At 63.2% G+C, this 20,013-nt stretch carries 18 protein-coding genes; 5 read left to right on the top strand and 13 right to left on the bottom strand.

Annotation, left to right across the window (positions count from 1 at the left end; all coding sequences use genetic code 11):
* Positions 1–14 precede the first annotated feature (14 nt).
* The 5 genes from LMTR3_RS24545 to LMTR3_RS24525 form a co-directional block, all read right to left on the bottom strand.
* Positions 15–1,430 (bottom strand): HlyD family secretion protein, encoded by a 1,416-nt coding sequence (locus tag LMTR3_RS24545; RefSeq protein WP_084029788.1) that lies wholly within the window; start codon positions 1,428–1,430, stop codon positions 15–17.
* Positions 1,431–1,724: 294 nt separating this feature from the next.
* A complete protein-coding gene (gene tcuB / locus LMTR3_RS24540) occupies positions 1,725–2,840 on the bottom strand; it encodes a tricarballylate utilization 4Fe-4S protein TcuB (RefSeq protein WP_065747568.1) in 1,116 nt (371 codons plus the stop codon).
* Between the two features lie 34 nt (positions 2,841–2,874).
* On the bottom strand, positions 2,875–3,906 hold the full coding sequence (locus LMTR3_RS24535; protein ID WP_065747567.1) for an alpha/beta hydrolase: 1,032 nt from the start codon (positions 3,904–3,906) through the stop codon (positions 2,875–2,877).
* 67 nt (positions 3,907–3,973) lie between these two features.
* Positions 3,974–5,365 carry an FAD-dependent tricarballylate dehydrogenase TcuA gene (gene tcuA, locus LMTR3_RS24530; protein ID WP_065747841.1) on the bottom strand — a complete coding sequence of 464 codons (1,392 nt, stop codon included), beginning with the start codon at positions 5,363–5,365 and terminating at the stop codon, positions 3,974–3,976.
* 192 nt (positions 5,366–5,557) lie between these two features.
* Complete coding sequence (locus LMTR3_RS24525) at positions 5,558–6,457, bottom strand: transcriptional regulator GcvA (protein ID WP_065747566.1); 900 nt, start codon at positions 6,455–6,457, stop codon at positions 5,558–5,560.
* Between the two features lie 115 nt (positions 6,458–6,572).
* Between LMTR3_RS24525 and LMTR3_RS24520 the strand changes: the two genes are divergently transcribed.
* From LMTR3_RS24520 to LMTR3_RS24510, 3 genes are all read left to right on the top strand, one after another.
* Positions 6,573–6,776, top strand: coding sequence for a DUF1127 domain-containing protein (locus LMTR3_RS24520; protein ID WP_065747565.1), 204 nt, complete (start codon positions 6,573–6,575; stop codon positions 6,774–6,776).
* A 72-nt stretch (positions 6,777–6,848) separates the two neighbouring features.
* Positions 6,849–7,481: a GNAT family N-acetyltransferase gene (locus tag LMTR3_RS24515; RefSeq protein WP_065747564.1), complete on the top strand. Its 633-nt coding sequence runs from the start codon at positions 6,849–6,851 to the stop codon at positions 7,479–7,481.
* A 145-nt stretch (positions 7,482–7,626) separates the two neighbouring features.
* Positions 7,627–8,028 (top strand): nuclear transport factor 2 family protein, encoded by a 402-nt coding sequence (locus tag LMTR3_RS24510; RefSeq protein WP_065747563.1) that lies wholly within the window; start codon positions 7,627–7,629, stop codon positions 8,026–8,028.
* Between the two features lie 131 nt (positions 8,029–8,159).
* Here the strand turns inward: LMTR3_RS24510 and LMTR3_RS24505 are convergent, their stop codons facing one another.
* Positions 8,160–8,990, bottom strand: a complete 831-nt coding sequence (locus tag LMTR3_RS24505; protein WP_065747562.1) for an enoyl-CoA hydratase — start codon at positions 8,988–8,990, stop codon at positions 8,160–8,162.
* Between the two features lie 139 nt (positions 8,991–9,129).
* Complete coding sequence (locus LMTR3_RS24500; RefSeq protein WP_065747561.1) at positions 9,130–9,831, bottom strand: SDR family NAD(P)-dependent oxidoreductase; 702 nt, start codon at positions 9,829–9,831, stop codon at positions 9,130–9,132.
* 171 nt (positions 9,832–10,002) lie between these two features.
* On the opposite strand from LMTR3_RS24500, the gene LMTR3_RS24495 reads away from it, so the two are divergent.
* Both LMTR3_RS24495 and LMTR3_RS24490 read left to right on the top strand, forming a co-directional pair.
* Positions 10,003–11,772 carry an acyl-CoA dehydrogenase family protein gene (locus tag LMTR3_RS24495; protein ID WP_502686668.1) on the top strand — a complete coding sequence of 590 codons (1,770 nt, stop codon included), beginning with the start codon at positions 10,003–10,005 and terminating at the stop codon, positions 11,770–11,772.
* Between the two features lie 51 nt (positions 11,773–11,823).
* Entirely contained in the window at positions 11,824–12,912 is a 1,089-nt protein-coding gene (locus LMTR3_RS24490) for a Zn-dependent alcohol dehydrogenase (RefSeq protein ID WP_065747559.1), read from the top strand.
* 129 nt (positions 12,913–13,041) lie between these two features.
* On the opposite strand, the gene LMTR3_RS24485 is transcribed toward LMTR3_RS24490, so the two are convergent.
* The 6 genes from LMTR3_RS24485 to LMTR3_RS24460 all read right to left on the bottom strand — a co-directional run bounded on the left by LMTR3_RS24485 (position 13,042) and on the right by LMTR3_RS24460 (position 20,001).
* Positions 13,042–13,395 (bottom strand): nuclear transport factor 2 family protein, encoded by a 354-nt coding sequence (locus LMTR3_RS24485; protein WP_065747558.1) that lies wholly within the window; start codon positions 13,393–13,395, stop codon positions 13,042–13,044.
* 21 nt (positions 13,396–13,416) lie between these two features.
* A complete protein-coding gene (locus LMTR3_RS24480) occupies positions 13,417–13,986 on the bottom strand; it encodes a hypothetical protein (protein ID WP_065747557.1) in 570 nt (189 codons plus the stop codon).
* Positions 13,987–14,060: 74 nt separating this feature from the next.
* The gene (locus LMTR3_RS24475) at positions 14,061–15,533 is read right to left on the bottom strand and encodes an amidase (RefSeq protein ID WP_065747840.1); all 1,473 of its coding nucleotides are present in this window, start codon (positions 15,531–15,533) and stop codon (positions 14,061–14,063) included.
* Between the two features lie 107 nt (positions 15,534–15,640).
* Positions 15,641–16,810, bottom strand: a complete 1,170-nt coding sequence (locus LMTR3_RS24470; protein ID WP_065747556.1) for an alpha/beta hydrolase — start codon at positions 16,808–16,810, stop codon at positions 15,641–15,643.
* A 289-nt stretch (positions 16,811–17,099) separates the two neighbouring features.
* Complete coding sequence (locus LMTR3_RS24465; RefSeq protein ID WP_065747839.1) at positions 17,100–18,644, bottom strand: acyl-CoA synthetase; 1,545 nt, start codon at positions 18,642–18,644, stop codon at positions 17,100–17,102.
* A 184-nt stretch (positions 18,645–18,828) separates the two neighbouring features.
* The gene (locus tag LMTR3_RS24460; protein WP_065747555.1) at positions 18,829–20,001 is read right to left on the bottom strand and encodes an acetyl-CoA C-acetyltransferase; all 1,173 of its coding nucleotides are present in this window, start codon (positions 19,999–20,001) and stop codon (positions 18,829–18,831) included.
* Between the last annotated feature and the right edge of the window lie 12 nt (positions 20,002–20,013).

Raw genomic sequence — 20,013 nt, 5'->3', positions numbered from 1 at the left:
TCCGATCGCGCGCTTCATCGCGATACGAGCGTGCCGGTGCGGGACCACCAATTTTCATCGGCCTTCGGTGCCTCCGGCTGGGCCATGCCGGAACGGCGTGTATCCGCATCGATCGGGTGGCTTTGCGCGGTCTCGCTGTTGTCATCATGCGCCCACGAGGCCATGAGATTGCCGATCCGCCGCCAGGTGACCGACATCGACGGCACCACGCCGTTGTCGCGCGTGACGGTGACCCACTGGCCGACCGCGCAGGCCGCAGCATCCGAAGCCTGCGTTTCCTGCACCGGCGCGTCAGCCTCGTTCGCGCCTTCAGGCGTAATGATCGCATAGAGCTCGCGCCGTTCGGTTTGCGGAAACGGCACGGCAAAGCGCTCATCGACCTTGTCGCTGGTCTTCGGCAACACCGCGCTGACGATTCCGGTACGGAACGTACTTCCGTCGATGCGGACACGGGTGCCGGGCATCATGTTCTGGCCTTGCCGGTACGAGAAAATGGCAACCACGAAGCGTTTGTCGCAATCGACGACGGAGCTGATGGTATCGCCGGCGCTGACGTGACGCCCCATCGCAGCGCCAATGGTCAGCACCTTGCCGGAGCCGCGGGAAAGGACGTCCGCTCCTTCCAGGCTCGCAAGCCGCTTCTGCTCGGTGTCGATCAGGCGCTCCAGGTCGCCGAGGACGGCAGATTGCTGCCGCTCCTCGATCTCCATGCGCTGGGCGTCGAGATCGATGTCCCGGCGCTTCTGCGCCAGATTGTTGAGCACAACCAGTTCCTCTCCGACATAGATACCCCCGTTCAAGGCATTGAGCTGCGCAATCTTTTGATTGAGCTTGGCGCGTTCCGCGTCCGCATTGTGCATGGCCGCGGCATATTGCTGCGTGGTCGGTCTGAGCATGTCCATACTCGCCGTATTGCGCGTCACCATGTTGCTTTGCCGATCTACCAAAACCTTCTTTTCGCCGCTCTGGGCATTGGATTGCGACACGCGGGCGCGCAGCTCCTCGATCTGCGACTGGAACTGCATCTTGAGCTGCTCGGTTTGGCTGGCGAGTTCGGCCTCGAGGGAAGCAACATAGGCGCGGTCGGATGCGCCCTTTGCCCGCGTCGCGTCGAGCTTCTGGCGCGCATCGGATGATTTTTCTTCCAACGAGATCAGCGTGCTGCGGTCGAGCCTTGGATTGCTGATCTGCGCCAGTCTGTCGCCGTCGCGAACGTCGTGGCCGGGAAGCGCCGTCACCGTGTCGATCTCGCCGCCGATCGGTGCGGTCAGCAGCGTCACCGGCGCGTTGACAACGGCGCGGTCGGATTGATCGGCGGTAATCGGCGGAGCCACGGCCGTAACCATTAATGCCGACAAAAGCCCGGCCACGCCGATGGCGGAAACTCTCAGGATTGCCGGATGTCGTTGGCCGGACGATGGATTGCTCATCAGCTCTCTCTCGGTTGGTGGCGCCCGAAAGAGCGCTTCCTCAGGAATCGGCCCCCCGGTTCCATCCGGGTTGCCTTTGTGAACTTGCACTGCAAACAGTGCGGAGCTCGTTTGGTTCAAGTTGTTCTTGGGAAAAAGCTGCAGAAATGATCGACGGGAACCGCCCGATCAACTTGCATTGCGCGCGATCACATCCGCGACATCATCGACAAAGATCAGCCCCGATATCATTATCGGGATTTCTCCATGCATGACGCCATGATTGTTTCGCGTCGCTCGCCATGCCGAAGAATGCTATTCGCCTGCCCCTTGCGCCATCGCCTTGCGCTCCCGCGCATACCGCACCAGCGCCGCGAAACGATAAATGCCGTGCACGAACTTGCCATAGGGCATGGTGACGAACAGCGAAAACACCACGCCGAGATGCAGCGCCAGCAGCGGTCCCATCGCTGCCGTCTCGCGCAAGATCAGCAGCGCCATGCCCGTGAGACTCGTCAGGAACAGCATCGCGATGAACGCGACATCCATGCCGTAACGCGCTTCATCGACCAGGATGGAATCGCGCTTCCATCGTTCAGCGAGCAAACCGATCGGCCCAATCAACAGCCCGATGCCGCCGATCGTGCCGAGAACCACCGGCAGATCCCACCACGGATACGGCGCCTCGCGCGCCAGCAGATAGTGATAGAGCGTTGCGACGCAGGTCGAGGCAAAGCATAGCGCAAAACCGTAGAAGGTGAGGTGATGATAGAGCCGGCGGCGGTCGGTCGGGCGGTCGTCCTCGTTGAAGCAGCCGACGCCGCCGCCATCGAGATAGCGCAGTTCGCCGGCGTCGCGGATGGCCTGCAGCAGCGCGCGTGCATCGGTCTTCATGCCGATGGGCTCGCCGATGTCGCGCCAGAAGGCGCGCACGCCCATCGCCAGCGCTGCGATCGCGTAAAGGAACGCCGCGCCGAACAGGGCTGCCATCGCGTTGTGCGGCATCAGCTTGTAGAACGCGCCCGGCCCGGTATGGATGCCAAACAGCACCTGGCGATCGTGTAAAGCAGCAAAGCCGAAAATGAACGCGGCGACGCTGAGCGCGGCAACGAGACTGATGACAAGTCCGTTGCGCGCGAACGTGCCCGCGAAGGCGCGTGGCCATGCATAGGCCGCATAAGATTCCGCGCGCGCTACCGCGAGCGTCCTCGGCACATTGACGTTGAATTCATGCGGCGGCGAGAATTGGCAATCGGTGTAGCAGGCGCCGCAGGCGTGGCAGAGATTGGCGAGATAATTGAGATCGCCGTCGGAAAAGGCGCGGCGCATTTCCATCGCCGGAAACACCGCACAGAGGCCCTCGCAATAGCGGCAGGAATTGCAGACCGTCATCAGGCGGTCGGCCTCCTCCAGAATCTTCGTTCCGTGCATGATGCGCTGCTTCCTGCTCCCGCGGCCAACCCGGCTATTTCGTCAACCCCTTGCCCTCCAGCCACTTCTGGATCAGGGCGGCGACCTCGGCGTTGTTCTTGTCCATCATCACCATGTGCGAATTGCCCTTGATGCCTGCTTGCGGCAGATCGACGACATCGACGCTGCCGCCCGCCGCCTTGATCGCGTCCGCAAACGCAAGGCCGTTGGCGCGAATCTTCGGCCAGCGCGAATCCTTCTCGATATAGTCGCCATAGACGATCAGCGTCGGAATGTTCTTCAGCACGTCGACCTTGGCGGGATCGCCGACGCCGGCCGGCTCGATCGCAATCAGCGCTTTGACCTTGTCGGGCCGCGCCTGCGCCACCTTGAAGCCGAAACTGCCGGCCTGGCTGTGGAACAGAATGATGGAAGGGCCGACGCGGTCGATCTCGGCGATATAGGCGGCGATGATGGCATCATCCGTGGTGGTCCAGCGCGGCACATTCTGCTTGACGAAATTCTCGTAGCCCTCGTTCGGAAACTGATTGCCAGGCAGCAATTTTCGCTTCGCCGGATCCGGATCATAGGAGCCGGCGCCGTCGCCGATCCGAAATCGCTCGAACGGATTGGCGGTCGTGAGGAATACCGGCTCGCTCTTGAAGATATCTGGATATTGCGCCCAGCCGGCGCGGCCGCGCTCGACCGCGTCCGAATTGTAGACGGCCCAGCCCTTGCGCAGAAAATAGTTCAGCCAGCCCTCGCGCCCGTCGGGCGTCGTCTCATAGGTGACGCCGGTGAGCCCGCCGCCATGCCACATCAGAAGTGGATAGGCGCCCTTTTCGTTCGCGGGCAGAAAATACTGCACATACATCTGCTCGACCTGATAGGTGCCGTTGGGATCGACTTTTGCCGGCACACCGCCGGGGGTGAAGGTCACTTCCTTCACCGGCTTGCCGGAAATTTCGACCAGCCGGCCGCCGACATGGAACGAACCCATGTCGCGTAGCGCGATCGGCTCGGCGGCGTGGGCCAGCGTCGCGTTCATCAGAACGACTGCAGCAGTAGTGATCGCAAGCCGCATCACAAGTCCTCCCTTCGTTGTTCTCTCCCTCTCCCCGCAAAGGGCGGGGCGAGGTGGGCTGAGCGCGCATCTAGTTCCGCGCATTCTTCGCCGCTTCCCGTCCCGCGACCCGACCGAACACGCTGCCGATGGTCATCCCGATGCCGGCCGCATAGCCCTTGCCGAGTACGTTGCCGGCCATGATCTCGCCGGCCGCGAACATGTTGGCCGAAGGCTTGCCGTCCTTCATCACCATGCGCGCCTGCCTGTTCACGCGGGTGCCGAGATAGGTGAAGGTGATGCCGGGCCGCACCGGATAGGCGAGGTAAGGCGGCGTCTCGATCCGGCGCGCCCAATGCGTCTTCGGCGGCGTGATGCCTTCAGTGCGGCAATCGTCGAGAATGGTGTGATCGAACGTGCCGGGCTTAACCGCGGCGTTGAATTCGGCGATGGTTTTCTCCAGCGCCGCTGGATCGAGTTCGAGCTTGGCGGCCAACTCGGCAATACTCCCGCCTTCGATCGGCGGAAACAGCGTCGGCATAAAACTGTTGCGAACGGAGGCATCGAAGATGATGTAGGCGATCTGGTCCGGTTGCGCGGCCACCAGCCGCCCCCAGATCGCGTAACGCTTCGGCCAGATATCCTCGCCCTCGTCGTAGAAGCGCCGGGCGTGCTTGTTGACGACGATGCCGAACACGACCGAGTCGTGGCGGGTGATGATGCCGCCGTCGAATTTCGGTGCGCGAGCGTCGATCGCAACCGCGTGGCATTGGGTGGGATCGCCGATGTCCTGCACGCCCTTGTCGAGCAGCATTTTCAGGATCGAGCCGCGGTTATAGGGCGTGCCGCGGATCAGGAAATTATCCGCCGCCTCGCCCCAATATTCCTTCAGCCATTCGATATTGGCCTCAAAGCCGCCGGCGGCGGCGACCAGTGCGGAAGCGCGGATTTCGCTCGTGCCGTCGATCGGCTGCTTCAGTTTCGCGGAAAGAAACATGCCGTGTTCGATATCGAGGTCGATCACCTCGGCATCGTAGACGATTTCGACGCCGAGTTTTTCCGCGGTGAGATAGAGCGCGTTCAGCATCGCCCGCCCGCCGCCGAGGAAGAACGAGTTGGTGCGGCCGAGGCTCAGCGTGCCGCCGAGCGAGGGTTGCCAGCGCACGCCCTGTTCGACGATCCAGTTCAGAATGTCCTTGGACTCCCTGATCATGAATTTCGCCAGTTCCTCGTCGGTCTGACCGCCGGTCAGCCGCAACAGATCGTCCCAGAACTCCTCTTCCGTGTACGGCCCGGTGAGAATGTCGGTCGCGGCATCGTGCGCGCAGCGCATGTTGCGGGTGTGGCGCGTGTTGCCGCCGCGATAGAACTTCGGAGCGCCTTCCAGCACCAGCACGGAAGCGCCTGCGCGCCGGGCGCTGATGGCGGCGCAGAGAGCAGCGTTGCCGCCGCCGATCACCAGCACATCGAACTTAACTGTCAAATCGGCCATGCGCTCTTGTTGTCGTTGTTGGCCTGGAATCAAACCGGCGCTCGGCCAGGCAAATCCATCCGCCCGCGATTTTCTAGCCTGATGCAGCGGCCGCGTCACGCCTCTCGTGCGCCTGCATCAGTAATCAGCATAGCCGCATGCGACGATGTCGCATGCACCTGGCTAAGCGGAATATCAGCACACTCAGGAACGGTTCTGAACGGAGGCGAGCAGCCATTGCCGGAAGGCCGCGAGCTTTGGCGGATCGGCTCTACCCGCCGGCGAGACCAGATAGAATCCGGCATCGACCGGGAAAGCCATCTTGAAGGGAACGACCAGGCGTCCCTTGGCGATGTCCTCCTGCACATAGGCGGTGCGGCCCATGGCAACGCCGAGGCCGTCGATCGCGGCCTGCACCGTCATGAAGATCATGTCGAAGGTCACGCCCGGCTGTTTGGAAAAATCGCCCGGCAGCCCGGCCGCCGTCAGCCACAGCCGCCAGTCGTCGCTATTTGCGTTGCTGGTGTGCAGCAGCACGTGATCCCGGAGGTCTTCGGGGCATTTCAGCGGCTTGTTCCCCTTGAGCAGTGCCGGACTGCACACCGGAAAGAGTTCGTCCGCCATCAGCCAGTCGGCGCGAACGCCAGGCCACTGGCCGCGGCCGTAGCGGATCGCAGCATCGACCTTGTCGCGCTGGAAGTCGACGAGATTGATCGAGGTCGTGATGCGAACGTCGATCCCCGGTTGCGCTTCCTGAAAAGCCGTGAGGCGCGGCAGCAGCCATTTGGCGGCCAGCGAGGCCAGCGTCGACACCGTCAGCACATGGTCGTCGTCTTTGCGCAGCAGGCGGTCGGTCGCGAGCCGGAGATCGTTGAAAGCGGCGCGGATGCCGGGAAGGTAGTCCTGCGCTTCCGCCGTCAGCGTCAGCGAGCGGTTCTGACGGACAAAGAGGCGAACCCCGAGCTCTTCCTCCAGCCGCTTGATCTGGTGGCTGATCGCGGTCTGCGTGACGTTCAGCTCGGAGGCGGCCTGCGTGAAGCTCAGATGCCGGGCGGCTGCCTCGAAGGCGCGCAGGCCATTCAGCGACGGCAGTCTGCCGGTCATTCCCGATTCTCCCTAATACATGAGTTTATATCATCCGAAACGGTACAAAGTGTCGTTTGTGAACGGCCCCGGAAGCGCAGATATTAGCGCCAACAGATTACTACAGGAGCCGAAAATGTCTACTTACACGCATGAATCGATGATAAATCATCATGGACCTGGGATTTTGAGCCAATTGGCCGAGAAACTCCATATCTGGCGGCAGCGCTATCAGTCCCGCCGCGAACTGGCCAAGTGGTCGGAGCGGGAGCTGCACGACATCGGCGTCTCCTGGAGTGACGTGGCCTACGAGGCCGAGAAACCGTTCTGGCGGGCTTGAGTAGCAGCCGGCCGGCGCCGCCTCGTCTGGGGGGCGCCGGCCATTTTCATTGAGGACCGACGGGAGCGCGTGATGAGCAGGCTGCGTTTCGACGATCTCAGGCAGTATTCGGACGTGCTCCGCTCGCGGCACGGCCAGGCCGTGACCGTGCGCTTCGTCGAACCGCGCGATGCCGAGGCGCTGCAGAACTATTTCCGCGCGCTCTCGACGCGCTCCCGTTACAACCGCTTCCTCGGCGCCGCCAGCGAGCTGCCGCCGTCCGAACTCGAACGCTTCATCGATGTCGGCGAAGCGGACCGGTTCAGTGTGGTCGCGACCATGCCGGTCGACGGCCGCGAGACCATCGTCGGCGAAGCGCGCTATGCCTTCGACAGCCAGACTGCTGCAATCGAATTCGGCCTGTCGATCGACGATCGCTGGCAGGGCCATGGCATCGGCAGGGCGCTGTTGAAAAACCTCGAATGCCGCGCGGCCGCGTTCGGCGCCGAGCGCATCTTTGGCGACACGCTGCGTTCCAACGATGCCATGATCGCGCTCGCCCGCAAGTCCGGCTACGGCTTTACCAATACGCCCGGCGACTGGAGGCTGACGCGCTTCCAGAAGGATATCCAAAATCACGTTCGTATCGAACCGCAGGAAATCCTATGCGCCAGTTGGCGGCTCGCCGCCGTCTCTCCCAGCGCAATGTCCTCGCTTGCGGTTTGATCACTGAGCCCGGTTCTGGCCGCTCCAGAACCGGGCCATTTTCTTTAGATCCTCCAGCCGATTGATAAACCCTCGAGCGCGGTCTAGCCTCCGCGGCAAAGGCGTGAGCCATCCGCGCTTGCGCATATGCAGGGAGGGGGCGGCCATGGCAGTCGACGCCGGATTCGTACGGAAGATATTTACCGGCCTTGAGCAGGGCGACGGCGCCGGCTTCTTCGCCCATGTCGCCGATGACGTCGACTGGACCGTCATGGGCACGCACCCGCTCGCCGGCCACTACAAATCGAAGGCCGATTTTATCGCCGGCACCTTCGCCAAGCTTGGTAAGGTCTTGCCGAACGGCGCTCAATTGCATGTCGACGAGCTGATCGTGACGGGCGATGTGGCGATCGTTGAATTGCACTCGGAAGCAACTGCGAAGAACGGCTTCCGCTTCGACAACCATTATTGCTGGGTCTGCTGCTTCAAGAACGACACCATCGTGCGCGTGCGCGCCTATCTGGACTCGGTGATGGTAGCGCGGCTGTTTGCGGAGAATCCGATCTAGTTCATAGCCCGGATCAGCCAACGGGTCGCGAATGCGCGCCCGATGACAGGCTCCGCGACATCCGGGAGCAATCCTGCCGCTCCGAGGGTTCCCCCGGATTCGCTCCGCTCCATCCGGCTACAGGGTGCCCTCTACGCGCCCCTGAACACCGGCTTGCGTTTGTCGATGAAGGCTTGCACCGCCTCCTTGTGATCGGCGGTGGTGGTCAGGCGGACGAGGCGCTCGGCCTCGTGGTCGCGCGCGGTGGCGAAGTCGAATTGCAGCGCTTCGTCGAGATTGTCCTTGATGTAGCGCAGCGCGAGCGTCGGGCCGTCGGCCATGGATCTGGCGAGCGCAAAAGCCTCAGTCTGCAACTCGTCGTCGGGCACCACGCGGTTGACGAGACCGATCGCCTCGCATCTGGCGGCATCGACCTTGTCGCCGGTAAACATCAGTTCGCGCGCCCGCGACGTGCCGACCAGCCGCGTCAGCAGCCAGGCGATGCCGTAGTCGCCGGAGAGCGCCACGCGGACATAGCCGGTGGAGACGAAGGCGGATTGCGCCGCTAGTCTGATATCGCAGGCCAGCGCGAGCGCGAGGCCAGCGCCGACCGCGGGGCCGGGCAGCGCCGCAATCGTCGGTTTGCGCACCGAGGCAAGCGCGCCGGTAAGCAGGCGCTGCCGCTCCTGCAGGTCGGCGACCTTCTCGTCATCCGCCATTTCGAGCTTCTTCTTGTCGCGATGCGCGCCCATGCCCTTGACGTTGCCGCCGGCGCAGAACGCGGTGCCCGCGCCGGTGAGCAGGAGCGCTCCGACCTCGGGGTTTTCGCCGCAGGCCTTGATCATGCTGCGAAGCGCCGGCGTCAGCGTATCCGAAAACGCGTTGCGCGCTTCGGGGCGGTTCAGCGTGATGATGGCGACGCGGTCGCGGATCACGCAGAGCAGTTCCTCGGTGCCGGTGTCGATTTTGGTTTCGGAGGTCATGGCTTTCCCTGTTCCTGTCTCGTCATTGCGACTGTTGTAGGGTGGGCAACGCGAAGCGTGCCCACCATTCGACCTTGCGCTCAGCCGATAGATGGTGGGCACGGCGCAAGCGCCTTTGCCCACCCTACGCTTTCATGCCTCAAAACTTCTCCACCCAGGGCCGCAATTCCACTTCCCACGTCCAGGCGCTGCGCGGTTGCTGCAGCACGTTCCAGTAGCTCAGCGCAATCGCGTCGGGATCGAGCATCGAGTCCGGCCGATCGGCGGGCTCCGTACGCGCAGCGCTGCGGATGCCGCCGTCGATGACGAAATGCGCGACATGGATGCCCTGCGGCGACAATTCGCGCGCCATGCTCTGGGCCAGCCCGCGCAGTGCAAACTTGCCCATCGCGAACGGCGCCGACTGCGGATAGCCTTTCACGCTGGCGGAGGCGCCGGTGAACAGGATCGCGCCGTGCTTGTTCGGCAGCATGCGTGTCGCCGCCTGCTGGGCTACCAGAAAGCCGCCGAAGGCGGAGACCGCGATCGCATTCGCAACTTCGGCCGGAACCAGGTCGGTGAAGGCGCCGCGTGCGCGGCCGCTGGCGTTATAGACGACGAGGTCGGGCGTGCCGATCTCGCGTTCGACCATGCCGAACAGCCTCTCGACTTCCTCGGCTTCCGTCGCGTTGCAGGCAAAGGCGCGGGCGCCGGTCTCGGTGCAGAGCGCGCCAAGCTTCTCGATCTTGCGCGCGGCAAGCGCAACCTTGATGCCTTCGCGCGCGAACAGTCGCGCCAGCGATGCGCTCAATCCCTCGCCGACACCGACGATCAGGGCAATCTTGTATTTTGGCAATTCCATGGGCGCGGTCCTCGAATGGTGGGGATTAGGTAATCTAGGCACCCGATTCCGCCTGGCAATCGTCCGCCATGGCGGCCCTCCAATTATGGTTGTTGACGGCACGTCCGCCCGCGTTATCGATAGTTGACCAACATCGGGCGGAACGAACAAGGGCTAAAAATGCATCCACTCATGCAAGACCGTGCAGCCGCATCAGCCAATCAGCCCGGATTGCTCGCACCTGATACGACGGGGATGAATTTCTACCGCGCCGATCCGGCGTTGACGGATCTGCTGCGCTTGCATCTGCCCGATGCGCTGTTTCGCCATATCGAGCCGCATCTCGACCGGATCGGCGAACTGGCCGGCGGCTATCTCGACGAATGTGCGCGGCTTGCCGACCGGCATACACCGGTGCTGCACCAGCGCGACAAGTTCGGCCGCGATATCCAGTATATCGAATATCACCCGGCCTATCGCGAGCTGGAGAAAGCCGCGTTCGGCGAGTTCGGCATTCACGCGATGTCGATCCGCAAGGGCATCATGGGCTGGCCGGATAAATACCCTGTCGTCGCCAAGCATGCGTTCACGTTCCTGTTCAATCAGACCGAATTCGGCATGGGCTGTCCGATCAACGTCACGGATGGTTGCGCGAAACTGCTCAACAATTTCGGCAGCGACGCGTTGAAGGCAAAATATCTCGACGGCCTGACCCAGACCGACATGAGCAGGCTTACTCAGGGTGGCCAGTTCATGACTGAGAAGGAAGGCGGCTCCGACGTCGGCACGCTGACGACGCGGGCCGTGCAGGAGGGCGATCACTGGCGGCTCTACGGCGAGAAATGGTTCTGCTCCAATGCCGACGCCAAGGTGGTGATGCTGCTGGCGCGACCCGAGGGCGCAGGCCCCGGCACGCGCGGCGTCGGCCTGTTCCTGATGCCGCGGTATCTCGACGACGGCTCGCAGAATCACTACCGGATCGTTCGCCTGAAGGACAAGCTCGGCACCCGTTCGATGGCGTCGGGCGAGATCAAGTTCGAGGGCGCGATGGCCTACGCCGTCGGCAAGCTCGACCGCGGCTTCGTGCAGATGGCCGAGATGGTCAACTCCTCGCGGCTGTCCAACGGCGTCAAGTCCACTGCGCTGATGCGGCGCGCGCATCATGACGCGATGACGGTCGCGAGAAATCGCGTGGTGTTCGGCCAGAGGATAATCGATCTGCCGCTGGCGCGGCGGCAATTGATGAAGATCATGCTGCCGACCGAGCAGGCGCTGTCGATGAGTTTTCTCACGGCCGACGCGCTCGATCGCGCGGAAGCCGGCAGCCAGGACGCAGCGGCGCTGCTGCGCATCCTAACGCCGACGCTGAAGTTCCGCGCCACGCGTGACGCGCGAAAAGTCTGCGGCGATGCGTTGGAGATGCGCGGCGGCATCGGCTACATCGAGGAGTTTGCCACCGCGCGGCTGCTGCGCGACGCCCATCTCGGCTCGATCTGGGAAGGCACCGGCAACATCGTCGCGATCGACGCGCTGACCCGCGCGGTCGGCCGCCACGGCGCTGACGCCGCGCTCGCGGCCGATCTGCACGCGCGCCTCGACGACAGCACCAACGTGCCGCAGGCCTGGCGCAATCGCTTAGGTGAACTGACAGACCGTGCGGTCGGCTTTGCCCGCGAGGTCGCCAGCCGGACCGACAATGAGGGCGATGCGCGGCGCGCCACCAGCCTGCTCTACCATGTCGCCAGCGCCGTTGCGCTGGCGTGGGAGGGCGGGCGGATTCACGAGATGCGCGGCGACGCCAGGCGGCTGTTGTTGTCGCGGATGGTGGTCGACCATCGCGTCCTGCCGAGCGATCCGTTCCGGCTTGCGGAAAATGCCACCCAGCGCGCGATATCAGGCCATCTGCTCGGCGAACGCAGCGTCGGCATGGCCGAGGTTGGCGAATTGCTTGTCGCAGCGTAGGCTGCGGCCAGTACTGGTTCAAAAAATAACAGAATTGAAGGGGAAGCACCGATGAAGGCCGCCGTTCTGCATGAAGTCAACCAGCCGCTGGTGATCGAGGATGTCAGCGTGCCGAATCCCGGCCCGCGCGAAGTTCTGATCCGCACGCGCGTCGCCGGCCTCTGTCATTCCGACCTGCACTTCATGGAAGGGCTCTATCCTCATCCGCTGCCCGCCGTGCTTGGCCATGAATCGGCAGGCGTGGTCGAAAAGGTCGGCTCCGACGTCACCTATGTAAAACCCGGCGATCACGTCGTGACCTGTCTTTCGGTGTTCTGCGGCACTTGCGATAACTGCACCACCGGCCGCACCGTGCTCTGCACCGACACGACGGTGAAGATGCTGCCCGGCCAGTCAAACCGGCTGTCCTGGGCGCGTGAGGAGAAGCTTCATCAGTTCCTCAATCTCTCGTCGTTCGCCGAGCAGATGCTGGTGCACGAAAACGCCATCGTCAAAATCCGCAAGGACATGCCGCTGGAGCTGGCCGCCCTGATCGGCTGCGGCGTCATCACCGGCTATGGCGCGGTCGTGAACACCGCAAAGGTGCAGGCCGGCGAAACGGTGGCCGTGATCGGCTGCGGCGGCGTCGGCATGGCCGCGATCAATGGTGCTGCGATCGCCGGCGCCGGCCGCGTCATCGCGATCGACACCAATCCGGCCAAGCTGCAGTTAGCCACCAAGCTTGGCGCTACCGACATCGTCGATCCCTCTCGCGGCGACGTGGTTCAGCAGGTGCGTGAACTCACCAATGGTGGCGTGCATCATTCCTTCGAGGTGCTGGGCCGCAAGGAAACCGCCGAGCAGTCCTTCGCGATGCTGGCGGCCGGCGGCACCGCGACCATCGTCGGCATGATCCCGTTCGGGCAGAAGATCGAGCTGCACGGCTTCGACTTTCTACGCGAGCGCCGCATCCAGGGCTCGTCGATGGGCTCCAACCATTTCCGCGTCGACATGCCCCGCCTCGTCGAATTCTACATGCGCGGCAAGCTGCATCTGGAGGATTGGATCTCGGCCAAGCTGAAACTCTCGGAAATCAACGAAGGTTTTGCCAACATGAAAGCCGGCAAGACGCTACGCAGCGTGATCGTGTTTGATAGCTAATGCTGCTTGTCGTCGCCCGGCTTGACCGGGCGATCCAGTACGCTGCGGCGGCACGGGTGTGCCTCAACTACCGGCTCGGGTTACTGGATGCCCCGCTTGAAGCGGGGCATGACAGTGGTGGGTAGGTTATCAACGCGACACGTGCGCCGACACCGCCAGCCACTTGCCATTCTGCTTCGTCCAGCAATCGGTATAGCGCCCATGGGCCTGCTGGCCGTCCGCGGTCGTATAGCTGGTCGCGGCGTGGATGATGGCGAAGTCGCCGAGCACACGGATTTTGACGTCGTGCGCGCGCAGGTTTTTGATCGCTACCGGCTTGGCGGTCTGTTGCAGGAATGCGGCGCGGTCGACCAGCGATTTGTCGGGATTGGAGCAGTAGAAATCGGCTGCGAGGATTTCGTCAAAGCGCTTGACGTCGGAATTCTGCACGGACGCGACATAGTCGTGGTTCAGCTTTGTCAGCTCGGCGAGGTCGTTGTTCATGATTTCCTCCTGTTCTTGTTCTCAGTGCAGAGCCGCTGTTCTCGGCCAGCGTTTGATCGCGAGGCGGGCGAGCGAACCAAGCACGTAACCCGCAAGCGAGAAGGCGACTGGCGGCAAGAGCGCCTTGAGATCAAAGATGGCTCGAGACAGGAACTGTTCAAGCGCGGGTGGCGCCAGCAGAAGATCCAGGTTTAGGAAAACAAGCGGCGATATCACCAGCAACGCCAGACGCAGCCGGTGTTTGGCAAAGATGCATAGTACCGCAACGACAACGGTCGTGGCGCTGAGCAGGCCATAGGCGATCGCAAAGCCGAGAGCGTGGCGGATGTTGAAACCGGTGGTCAGCAACAGACCCCAAACAAGGCCGGCGATTAGAAGCGCGGTGTCGTCGATGCGCCGAAAAAGTGGCAGATACCCCAGTGCCAGGAATGCCAGGATCGACAGGACGGGCCACGCCGCGACGAAGGTGCCATGCATCAGCCCCCACAAATGGAATGTTGGCCAGCCGAGCGCGGCATAGGCGTAGCCAAGCGGCCACATCAGCAGGAAGCCGGCAACGACAGCGACGACGCTTCGAATGAAAGTTCGCATGGCGCTTTCAACCGGACCGCTTCAGCCTCACAGCGAGGAGATGCGCTTGCGCGCAACTCTCCGGCACGGGGGCTTCAATCATCAAACATTGGCGGCGGCTTGAAGCCGCCGAATTCGCGCTCGATCAGCTCGGCCAGATTCAGGGGAGTGCGATCCTCCAGCCACGGCCCGACGATCTGCACGCCGACCGGCAATCCGTCCGGTGAAAAGCCGGTCGGGATCGCGGTCGCGGGCAGGCCGGGTAGGGTGGCGATGCCCGGCCACGAAAGCTGATCTGGATAGACGTGCTCCTTGCCGTCGATTTTGATGCGGCGTTTTTCCTGGTCGTCGGAATGGTCGTGCGGATAGGCCGGGGTCGGCATGATCGGACAGATCACGGCATCATAGGTCTTGAACAGTTCGCGCCATTGCGCTCGCAGGCGTGCGCGCGCGACGTCGTCCATCAACCAGCTACGATGGCTCTGCGCCATGCCGCGCAGACGTTCGGCGGCGAGGCTTACGTCGCTCTCCGGCAGCGCGGCCGCCGCGGCCTGCGCGCCGGCATAGATCTCCGGCGGGAAGGAGGCGGCGAGAAACGACATCAGCATTCGCATGTAGAGCCGGGACGTCTCGGCAAAGTTCGGCAGCAGCGGGCTGTTGTGATCGACCTTGGTGCCGGCCTTTTCGAGGTTGGAAGCGAGCTTGTGGATCGTGCCGCGCACCACCTCATCGGTCGGCATGACCGGGTCGGTATCGACCACCAACACGCGAAAATCCTTCAGCGCGCCGTGGCGCGGCTTCGGCAGGGCGAGCTGGTAGCCCTTGCCGGCCACCAGCGGATCGGGACCGGCGATGGTGTCGAGCAGCAGCGAGAGATCGGCGGCGCTGCGTGCCATCGGGCCGATCACGGCAAGGTCGCGGTCGAGCGGTAGCGGCTGGAATGGCGGCGGGGTGTGACCGCGCCCCGGCACCAGCGCAAACGTCGGCTTGTGCGCGTAGACGCCGCAATGAAAGGCGGGCACGCGCAGCGAGCCGCCGATGTCAGACCCCAGCGACAGCGGGCCGTAACCGGCCGCGAGCGCCGCTGACGATCCGCCGGACGAGCCACCCGGCGTGCGGCCGAGATCGAACGGGTTGTTGGTGGTGCCGTAGACCTCGTTATAGCTCTGCCAATCGCCGAGCCCGAACGGGACATTGGTCTTGCCGAGGATGACGCCGCCGGCGTCCTTGACGCGCGAGATCGACAGCGCGTCTTCCGTCGGCGTGAAATCCTTCTGCGCCGGAATGCCCCAGGTCGTCGGCAGCCCCGCGATATTGTAGGACTCCTTCACGGTCAGCGGGATGCCAAGCAGCGGCTTCTTCACGCCGCGCGCCAGTTCGGCGTCGGCGGCGCGGGCGGCGGCAAGGCCGCGCTCGAAATCGCGAACGCAAATCGCGTTGATCTTCGCATCGTGCCGCTCGATCCGGCCGATTGCATCCTCGGCCAGTTCGACCGCAGAAACCTTTTTCGCGGCAAGTGCTGCGGACAATTCAACGGCGGTCTTGAAACTCCATTGCGATTTGGCCAAGGCGTACGCTCCGCTCTGTTTTTCGAATACGGCGCGGATGATGCTCAGTTTGGGTGCGTGCGGCAAGAGCAATGGCTGTACAGCGGCAGCCCTCTCTTGCCGGTACGCTACCGGTTCGCCTTTGTGTCTGCGTTGTCCTTTGCCTGTTGCAGGAATTGCATCAGCAACCGGCTCACTTCGCCGGGCTGCTCCTGCTGCACCCAGTGGCCGGCGCCGTCGACAAGATGGCAGCCGATCATGTTGGTGCAGGCTTTCGACTGCATCGCCTCATAGACGCCGGGGCGCTGATAGGTGCCCCAGTCCTGCTTGCCCGAGATGAAAGCGGACGGCACGTCGATGGTGCGGCCGGACCATGTCTGCAATTCCGGCACGAACGCGCGCGAGGTGCCGCAGCGATACCATTGCAGCCCGCCCTGGAAGCCGTTGCGTTCGTACTCGGCGCTGTAGAAGGCGAGCTCACTGTCGGGCAGCCACGTGTTGGCAGCGATTTCGGCGGCCGACGGCATTTCCTCGGCAACGGTGGCGGCCATGTCCTTGGCGAGATCCATCACATAATAGGTCGGCAGCTTTGCGATCTCTTCCGCGCTCCAGGACTTCAGCGGGTGGGGCTGGTTGGCTTTCCAGTCGGCGCTCTTGTGGTGGTAATAGGCACGCAGGAAATCATGCACGCCCTGCGGCGCGCGGTGCATGTCCCTGTTCGCCTCGCGCGTCGAGTAATACCACTGGTAATGTTTTCGCGGGCGCGGCAGCGCGGCGAGCGCGCGGTGGATGGGATCATCGGCCGGCTTGGCGGGCTCGTGCACCGTGTTGAACGGCAGCGATGGAGGCCCGCCGAACGGTGCACTCATCATGACGACCGAGCGAAACACGTCGGGCCGTATCAGCGCGCACCAAGCCGCGACCGACGAGCCGAAATCATGCCCGATCACGGCATCGACGCTTGCGTAGCCGAACGCCGACACCAGCCCCAGCGCGTCGCGCACCAGATTGGTGAGGCGGAACGAGGCGAGGTCGCCGTCATAGTCCGGATCCCATCCGCTGGTGCGGCCATAGCCGCGCTGGTCCGGCGCGATCACGTGATAGCCGGCGCCGGCAAGGACCGGCATCACCTTGCGCCAGGAATAGGCGAGTTCGGGAAAGCCGTGCAGGAGCAGGAGGCACGGACGGCCGGGTGTCTCGAAGCCGGCTTCCAGCACGTGCATGCGCAAGCCGTTGATGTTGTCGATGGTGCGGGAGCGGATCGAAGGGGGGAGCGGGATGTCGGGGAGGGTGGGCATGGCTTTTCCTTATGGTGCGCGGTCGGCCAAGTCTTGTCATGCCGCGACTGTAATGGCGCGAATGTCTGCGACAAGCCACGAATGATTGACGCGCTCTCTACCCTACCCTGGAGGGGTTCGAGACGAGCGAAGCTCGCTCGTGGGTCGGCTCACAGCGAGCGAAGCGAGATGTGAGGCGGGGTGGGGTGATCTCTCAACACGGGCAGCGCCCGATACGAAAGACTGTCACCCCATCTCGGTTCGCATTTCATGCGAACCGATCCTCCCCCTCCAGGGTAGGATAAGAGCGCTACCCCTTCGCCGCCGGCTTCGGCCAGTACCGGTCGCGCAGGTGGCGCTTCACCAGTTTCCCCGTCGGCGTGCGCGGCAGCTCGGCTTCGAAGTCGATGCTCCTGGGGCATTTGATCGGCGATAGATGTTTTCGGCAGAATGCGATCAGTTCGGCCTCGAGATCCTTGCCGGCTTTTGCCATGTCGTGCGGCTGCACCACGGCCTTGACCTCTTCGCCCATTTCCTCGTTCGGCACGCCGAACACGGCAACGTCGGAAACGGCCGGATGGGTGATCAGCACATCCTCGGTCTCCTGCGGGTAGATGTTCACCCCGCCGGAGATGATCATGTAGCTCTTGCGGTCGGTGAGATAGAGAAAACCTTCTGCGTCGAGATAGCCGACGTCGCCGAGCGTCGACCAGCCCTTGGCGTTGTAGGCTTTCTTGGTCTTCTCGGGATCGTTGTGATAGGTGAAAACAGGCGCGTCGGCGAAATAGACCGTGCCGATTTCGCCGGTCGGTCTCTCCTCGTCGTTCTCGTCGAGGATTTTCACCTTGCCGACCACGGCGCGGCCGACGGTGCCGCGATGGGTCAGCCATTGCTGCGAGGTCGAGACCGTGACGCCGTTGCCTTCGGAGCCGGCGTAATATTCGATCAGGATCGGTCCCCACCATTCGATCATTTTCGCTTTCACGTCGACCGGGCAGGGCGCCGCGGCGTGGATCGCGCCCTTCAGCGTCGAGACGTTGTAACGCGCCCGCACCTCGTCCGGCAATTTCAGCATCCGCACGAACATGGTCGGCACGAGCTGCGACTGCGTGACTTTGTACTTCTCGACAAGCCTCAAGAATTCCTCGGCGTCGAAGTGCTCCATGATGATGGAGGTGCCGCCGAGCGTGATCGCCATCATGTTGAAGCGCAAGGGAGCTGCGTGATAGAGCGGCGCCGGCGACAGATAGATGCTGTCGGACGACATGCCGCACATGTCGGCGCAGAGAATTTTCAGGAGCGGATTCGGCACGTCGATCGCCTTGCCCTCGAACTCCTTCTTGATGCCCTTGGGCCGGCCGGTGGTGCCGGACGAATACAGCATGTCGTAGCCGGCGACCTCGTCCGCAATCGGCGTCACAGGCATCGCGATCGCTTCCTTGTCCCAGGAGCGGAATCCCGGCGCGGGCTCATCTACCATGAAGAACAGCGGCTCGCCGGGTTCACCCTTGATCAGGCCTTTGACCTTGTCGGCGCATTGCGGCGTGGTGATGAAGACCTTGGCGCCGCAATCCCTGACGATATAGGCGATCTCCTCCTCGGTGAGATAGCGGCTGATCGCGGTGTAATAGAGCCCGGCGCGTTGCGCCGCCCAGCAGATCTCCATGACTGCCAGGCGGTTTTCCATCAGGAACGCGATGTGGTCACCGGCCTTCAAGCCGAGCTTGCGGAACAATTGCGCGCCCTGGTTCGATAGCTCGTCAAGCTCGCGATAGGTGATCGCCTTGCCGGTGCCGGCCATCTGGTAGGCGATCTTGTTCGGCTGGGTGCGGGCGTGGATGGAAGGGTGGGACACAAACGTTTCCTCGGTGTGATTATTATTTTTGTCGTCCCTGCGAACGCAGGGACCCATAATCACTGATGTAGACTTTGAAGTGAGCTGGAGCTCCAGCTCGGCATAACCACGTGCACCTGTGGTTATGGGTCCCCGCTTTCGTGGGGACGACACCATTGATGTGGCGCTTCTGTACGAACGCGACTTACAGCCTTTCCACGATCGTCACGTTCGCCATGCCGCCGCCTTCGCACATGGTCTGCAGGCCGTAGCGCTTGTTGTTCTGTTTCAGCGCATTGACCAGCGTGGTCATCAGCTTGGTGCCGGAGCCGCCGAGCGGATGGCCGAGCGCGATCGCGCCGCCATTGACGTTGAGCCTGTCAGGATCGGCGCCCGTCGTCTGCAGCCACGCCACCGGCACCGCCGCGAAGGCTTCGTTGACCTCGAACAGGTCGATGTCATTGATCGACATGCCGGCCTTTTCCAGCGCCCGCTTGGTGGCGTGCAGCGGTGCATCCAGCATGATCACGGGGTCGCCGCCCATCATGGTCATGTGATGGATACGCGCCAACGGTTTTACGCCGAGCGACTTCAGGCCCTTCTCGTTGACCACCAGCACGCCGGAGGCGCCGTCGCAGATCTGGCTGGCGCTGGCGGCGGTGTGCTTGCCGTTCTCGGCAATCAGCTTGACGCCCCTGATGCCGTCGAGGCTGGCGTCGAAGCGGATGCCTTCGTCGATATGGTGGGTGTCAGTCGAGTTGTCGGCGCGGGTGATCTGCAGCGGAACGATTTCATCCCTGAACTTGCCGGCTTGCGTCGCGGCAATCGCGCGCTGATGGCTGTTGTAGGAGTACTCGTCGAGTTGGTCCTTGGAGAGCCCGTACTTCTCCGCCATCATTTCCGCGCCGGTGAACTGGCTGAACACGATGTTCGGGTATTTCGCCTCGATGCCCGGGCTCTTGTAATGACCAAAGCCGTTCTTGGCCGGCAGCGACGAAGCAAGCCCCATCGGTACGCGCGTCATCGATTCCACACCGGCGGCGATCACGATGTCCATCGAGCCGGCCATCACCGCCTGCGCCGCAAAATGCAAGGCCTGCTGCGACGAGCCGCACTGCCGGTCGACCGAGGTGGCGGGCACGCTCTCAGGCAGCTTCGAGGCCATCACCGCGTTGCGCGCGATGTTGTTGGATTGTTCGCCGGCCTGCATCACGCAGCCCATGATCACGTCCTCGATCTGGGCCGGGTCGACACCGGTGCGGTCGACCAGCGAATTGAGCACGGAGGCGGCGAGGTCGGCCGGGTGCCAGCCTGCGAGACGTCCGCCCTTGCGGCCACCGGCAGTGCGTGCGGCGGCGACGATATAGGCCTCGGCCATGTCTGTTCTCCC

The organism is Bradyrhizobium sp. LMTR 3 (genome assembly GCF_001693485.1).
Classification (GTDB): domain Bacteria; phylum Pseudomonadota; class Alphaproteobacteria; order Rhizobiales; family Xanthobacteraceae; genus Bradyrhizobium.
The sequence above is the reverse complement of the archived record's forward strand: the minus strand, read 5'-3'. Positions and strand labels throughout refer to the sequence as shown.

Excerpts from the sequence above, each read along its gene's own strand:
- LMTR3_RS24545 (WP_084029788.1), bottom strand. The coding sequence starts at position 1,430 with ATGAGCAATCCATCGTCCGGCCAACGACATCCGGCAATCCTGAGAGTT.
- LMTR3_RS24490 (WP_065747559.1), top strand. The coding sequence starts at position 11,824 with ATGAAGGCCGCCGTTCTGCATGAAGTCAACCAGCCGCTGGTGATCGAG.
- tcuB (WP_065747568.1), bottom strand. The coding sequence starts at position 2,840 with ATGCACGGAACGAAGATTCTGGAGGAGGCCGACCGCCTGATGACGGTC.
- LMTR3_RS24470 (WP_065747556.1), bottom strand. The coding sequence starts at position 16,810 with ATGCCCACCCTCCCCGACATCCCGCTCCCCCCTTCGATCCGCTCCCGC.
- LMTR3_RS24500 (WP_065747561.1), bottom strand. The coding sequence starts at position 9,831 with ATGGAATTGCCAAAATACAAGATTGCCCTGATCGTCGGTGTCGGCGAG.
- LMTR3_RS24515 (WP_065747564.1), top strand. The coding sequence starts at position 6,849 with ATGAGCAGGCTGCGTTTCGACGATCTCAGGCAGTATTCGGACGTGCTC.
- LMTR3_RS24510 (WP_065747563.1), top strand. The coding sequence starts at position 7,627 with ATGGCAGTCGACGCCGGATTCGTACGGAAGATATTTACCGGCCTTGAG.
- LMTR3_RS24525 (WP_065747566.1), bottom strand. The coding sequence starts at position 6,457 with ATGACCGGCAGACTGCCGTCGCTGAATGGCCTGCGCGCCTTCGAGGCA.
- LMTR3_RS24495 (WP_502686668.1), top strand. The coding sequence starts at position 10,003 with ATGCAAGACCGTGCAGCCGCATCAGCCAATCAGCCCGGATTGCTCGCA.
- LMTR3_RS24460 (WP_065747555.1), bottom strand. The coding sequence starts at position 20,001 with ATGGCCGAGGCCTATATCGTCGCCGCCGCACGCACTGCCGGTGGCCGC.
- LMTR3_RS24480 (WP_065747557.1), bottom strand. The coding sequence starts at position 13,986 with ATGCGAACTTTCATTCGAAGCGTCGTCGCTGTCGTTGCCGGCTTCCTG.
- LMTR3_RS24485 (WP_065747558.1), bottom strand. The coding sequence starts at position 13,395 with ATGAACAACGACCTCGCCGAGCTGACAAAGCTGAACCACGACTATGTC.
- LMTR3_RS24520 (WP_065747565.1), top strand. The coding sequence starts at position 6,573 with ATGTCTACTTACACGCATGAATCGATGATAAATCATCATGGACCTGGG.
- LMTR3_RS24505 (WP_065747562.1), bottom strand. The coding sequence starts at position 8,990 with ATGACCTCCGAAACCAAAATCGACACCGGCACCGAGGAACTGCTCTGC.